The following is a 3,421-nucleotide window of genomic DNA, read 5'->3' as shown; positions in this document are numbered from 1 at the left end:
CCCTTCGCCGGGGCGGTCTGAGCGGCGGCCGACGCGCTCGCCGCCGCCTGCAGGATGCAGAGCAGGAAAAGGGGGTTCCGCAGGGCCTTCACGGGGAAACCTTCGGGGTGGCACGCCCCCGGTGGGGCACGTAGATTCGGGCGTGGAAGGATTCCAGGATAGACACGGCACGACCCGCTGTCAACCGGCCCATTCAGACCGCGCCCGCGACCCGACCGATGCCCGATCATCCCAAGCCTCTGCCTGACAACGAGATGGACGCCCCCGACGCCCCGCGCGTGGCGCTGGTGATCCTGGACGGCTGGGGGCTGCGCGAGCCTGCCGACGACAACGCGGTCACCCGCGCCGACGCGCCCGCCTGGCGGCACCTGTGGGAGGAGGGTCGCTACCCCCGCGCCACCCTCGCCACCCACGGCCCGGCGGTGGGGCTCCCGGAAGGCCAGATGGGGAACTCCGAGGTGGGGCACCTGAACCTGGGCGCCGGGCGGGTGGTGATGCAGTCGCTGCTCCGCATCTCCCGGGCGATCGAGGAGGGCGAGCTCGACCTGAACCCCGCCTTCCGGGAGCTGATCGGGGCGGTCAGGGAGCGCGGCGCGGCGCTGCACCTGATGGGGCTGATCGGCCCCGGCGGGGTGCACGCGGTGGACGCGCACCTCCTGGCGCTCTGCGAGATGGCGAAGAGGCACGGGCTGCCGCGGGTGCGGATCCACGCCTTCCTGGACGGGCGCGACACCCCTCCGCAGTCCGCGCGCGACTTCCTCACCGAGCTGATGGGACGCGCCAACCACGGGGACGGCTGCGCGGTCGCGACGGTCATGGGGCGCTACTGGGCCATGGACCGCGACCGGCGCTGGGACCGCACCGAGAAGGCCTACCGCGCCATGGTCCATGGCGAGGGGATCCCGGTCACGGACCCGGTCGCGGCCATCGGCGAGGCGTACGCCTCCGGCGAGACGGACGAGTTCGTGCAGCCGCGGGTGGTAGTGGACGCGGACGGAGAGCCCCTGGGTCGGATCCGCGACGGCGACGGGGTGATCTTCTTCAACTTCCGGGCGGACCGCGCGCGGCAGATGACGCGCGCCCTGGCCGACGCGGAGTTCTCCGGCTTCGACCGCGGCGAGGGCCACCCGGAGGTGGAGGTGGTCACCATGACGCAGTACGACGAGGAGTTCCCCCTTCCGGCGGCGTTCCCCCCGCAGCCGATGGACAACATCCTCTCCGAGGTCCTCGCGGCGCACGGCAGGACCGGATTCCGCACCGCCGAGACGGAAAAGTACCCGCACGTGACCTACTTCTTCAACGGCGGCGTGGAGGACCCCCCGCCGGGGGAGGACCGCCGCATGGTGGCCTCGCCCAGGGTGCCCACCTACGACCTGCAGCCGCAGATGAGCGCGCCCGAGGTGACCGAGGGGCTGGTCGAGGCGATCCGCTCCCGGCGCTACGACGTGCTGGTGTGCAACTTCGCCAACCCGGACATGGTGGGGCACACCGGCGTCCTGGAGGCGGCGGTCCGGGCCGTGGAGACGGTGGACGCCGGGCTGGCGGCCACGCTGCAGGCGTGCCGGGAGACGGGGACCACGCTGATCGTGACCGCCGACCACGGCAACTGCGAGCAGATGTGGGACCCGACGACCAACGGCCCCCACACCGCGCACACCACCAACCCGGTGGGGATCGTGCTCGTGGAGCCCGAGGGACGGCGGACCGCCGCGGGGCTGGAGCACGGCGCCCTCTGCGACGTGGCGCCCACCATCCTGGGCCTGCTCGGCGTCCCGCAACCGAAGGAAATGACCGGCAGGGACTTGCGCCGCCCGAGGTGAGACGCTTGCGGCCAGCGGGGAACAAAGACTAGCTTCGCGACGTTACATCGGTCCCGGACGCCCGCCGTCCGGGACCGTCGACTTCCGGCACCGGCCGTGGGCCCTGTGCCGACCACGCACATCGAAGACGAACATGCGACGCACGCTGATCGCGGCTCTGGCTCTCGGCTCGCTCCTGGGGAGCGCGTCCGGCCTCCGGGCGCAGACCATCCCTTCCCCCATCCGCTACGTCGAGCAGAAGCACTCCGTCGGCGTTTCCGCGGGGTATCTGTTCACGGACCCCGCGGTCGAGATCAACGAGGCGCAGATCGAGCTGGGACCGCAGTCGGGCCCGCTGGTGAGCGCCCGCTACAACATCCGCTTCGGCGGCCCGCTCTCCGGCGAGGTGCGGGTGGGGTTCAGCCCCACCGAGCGGAAGGTGTACGCGCCCACGGGCGAGACCAACCCGCAGCTGTTCGTCCCGACCGAGGTGGGGACGGAGAGCGCGCAGCTCGTCATGGCGGACGCGGGGCTCGTGTTCCACCTCACGGGGCCGCGCACCTGGCACCGGCTGGCGCCGTACCTGGTCGGAACCGGGGGGCTCGCCAGCGACCTGAACCGCGGCTCCGATCTGGAGGCGAACATCACGGAGGGCGCGCAGTACGACTTCGGCCCCAGCTTTGCATTGGGTCTGGGGCTCGGGACGGACTGGTTTCCGACCCGGCGCCTGTCCGTACGGCTGGAGGGGCGGGACCGCCTCTGGAAGATCGAGGCTCCCCCGGGATTCGCGAACCCGGCCGGGAAGCGGAGCATCTCCGAGTGGACCCACAACTTCTCCGTAACCCTGGGGGCGGCGCTCCACTTCTGACCGCACCGGGAGGCCTCGATGGCTCAGGACTTCGACGAGCTCTTCTTCGACTTCGAGAACATGACGGACGACGAGATCTACGATGTCGTCGTGCAGCAGCTCCGCGAGTATCCGGCCATCGACGAGGGGTGGATCGAGGTACGGGTCGTCGACGGCCGGGTCACCCTCGGCGGGCGGGTGGGAACCGACGCCGAGAAGCAGATCGCGGAGAAGGTGGTCGTGGAGACGCTGGGGATCGCGAACTTTTCCAACGAGTTGGTGGTCAGCGAGACGGTACGCGGCAGCGTCCCCGAGGCCGCAGACGAAGCCGCAGCGTACGAGGCCGAGTTCGACGACCACCTGGGCGAGCCCGGCGGGAACCAGTCCGACACGGCGGAGCACCTGGTGGAGGACCTGGACACGCAGATGTACGGCACCCGCGACATGGGCGAAGCCATCGAGGAGGGTGCCCCCTACATTCCCCCCGATCGCCCGACGGCCGACGGCTACGGCTCGGAGGAGCAGCACTGACGGACGGAGTGCGAGAGTACGAAGTGCGTGAGTGCGAAAGTAGAATGGCGCCCCCGCCGGGAGATCCCGGCGGGGGCGCCGTCGTAGGCCCTCACCCGGCGGCCTGAGAGGGTGTTATGAACCGATCTCCAGCAAGGTATAGGCGCGGCTGAGCATGACGCAGGCGAAGACAACGAAATGGAGCCCGGCCAGTGTCTCGGGCAGACGCTCATAGTCGCGGGCCAGCCTGCGGAAGCGGCTCATC

Annotated in this window: 4 protein-coding genes; 3 read left to right on the top strand and 1 reads right to left on the bottom strand. The window is 70.8% G+C overall.

Annotated features, from left to right (window positions below):
• The first annotated feature begins 218 nt into the window (after positions 1-218).
• The 3 genes from gpmI to VGR37_15965 all read left to right on the top strand — a co-directional run bounded on the left by gpmI (position 219) and on the right by VGR37_15965 (position 3,177).
• Positions 219-1,820: a 2,3-bisphosphoglycerate-independent phosphoglycerate mutase gene (gene gpmI, locus VGR37_15975; protein ID HEV2148904.1), complete on the top strand. Its 1,602-nt coding sequence runs from the start codon at positions 219-221 to the stop codon at positions 1,818-1,820.
• 133 nt (positions 1,821-1,953) lie between these two features.
• On the top strand, positions 1,954-2,667 hold the full coding sequence (locus VGR37_15970; protein HEV2148903.1) for a hypothetical protein: 714 nt from the start codon (positions 1,954-1,956) through the stop codon (positions 2,665-2,667).
• 18 nt (positions 2,668-2,685) lie between these two features.
• Positions 2,686-3,177, top strand: a complete 492-nt coding sequence (locus VGR37_15965) for a BON domain-containing protein (GenBank protein HEV2148902.1) — start codon at positions 2,686-2,688, stop codon at positions 3,175-3,177.
• 114 nt (positions 3,178-3,291) lie between these two features.
• On the opposite strand, the gene VGR37_15960 is transcribed toward VGR37_15965, so the two are convergent.
• The coding region (locus tag VGR37_15960) for an IS5/IS1182 family transposase (protein HEV2148901.1) at positions 3,292-3,421 on the bottom strand (130 nt) is incomplete at its 5' end.

The organism is Longimicrobiaceae bacterium (assembly GCA_035936415.1).
GTDB lineage: Bacteria > Gemmatimonadota > Gemmatimonadetes > Longimicrobiales > Longimicrobiaceae > JAFAYN01.
The sequence above is the reverse complement of the archived record's forward strand: the minus strand, read 5'-3'. Positions and strand labels throughout refer to the sequence as shown.

Excerpts from the sequence above, each read along its gene's own strand:
- VGR37_15965 (HEV2148902.1), top strand. The coding sequence starts at position 2,686 with ATGGCTCAGGACTTCGACGAGCTCTTCTTCGACTTCGAGAACATGACG.
- VGR37_15970 (HEV2148903.1), top strand. The coding sequence starts at position 1,954 with ATGCGACGCACGCTGATCGCGGCTCTGGCTCTCGGCTCGCTCCTGGGG.
- gpmI (HEV2148904.1), top strand. The coding sequence starts at position 219 with ATGCCCGATCATCCCAAGCCTCTGCCTGACAACGAGATGGACGCCCCC.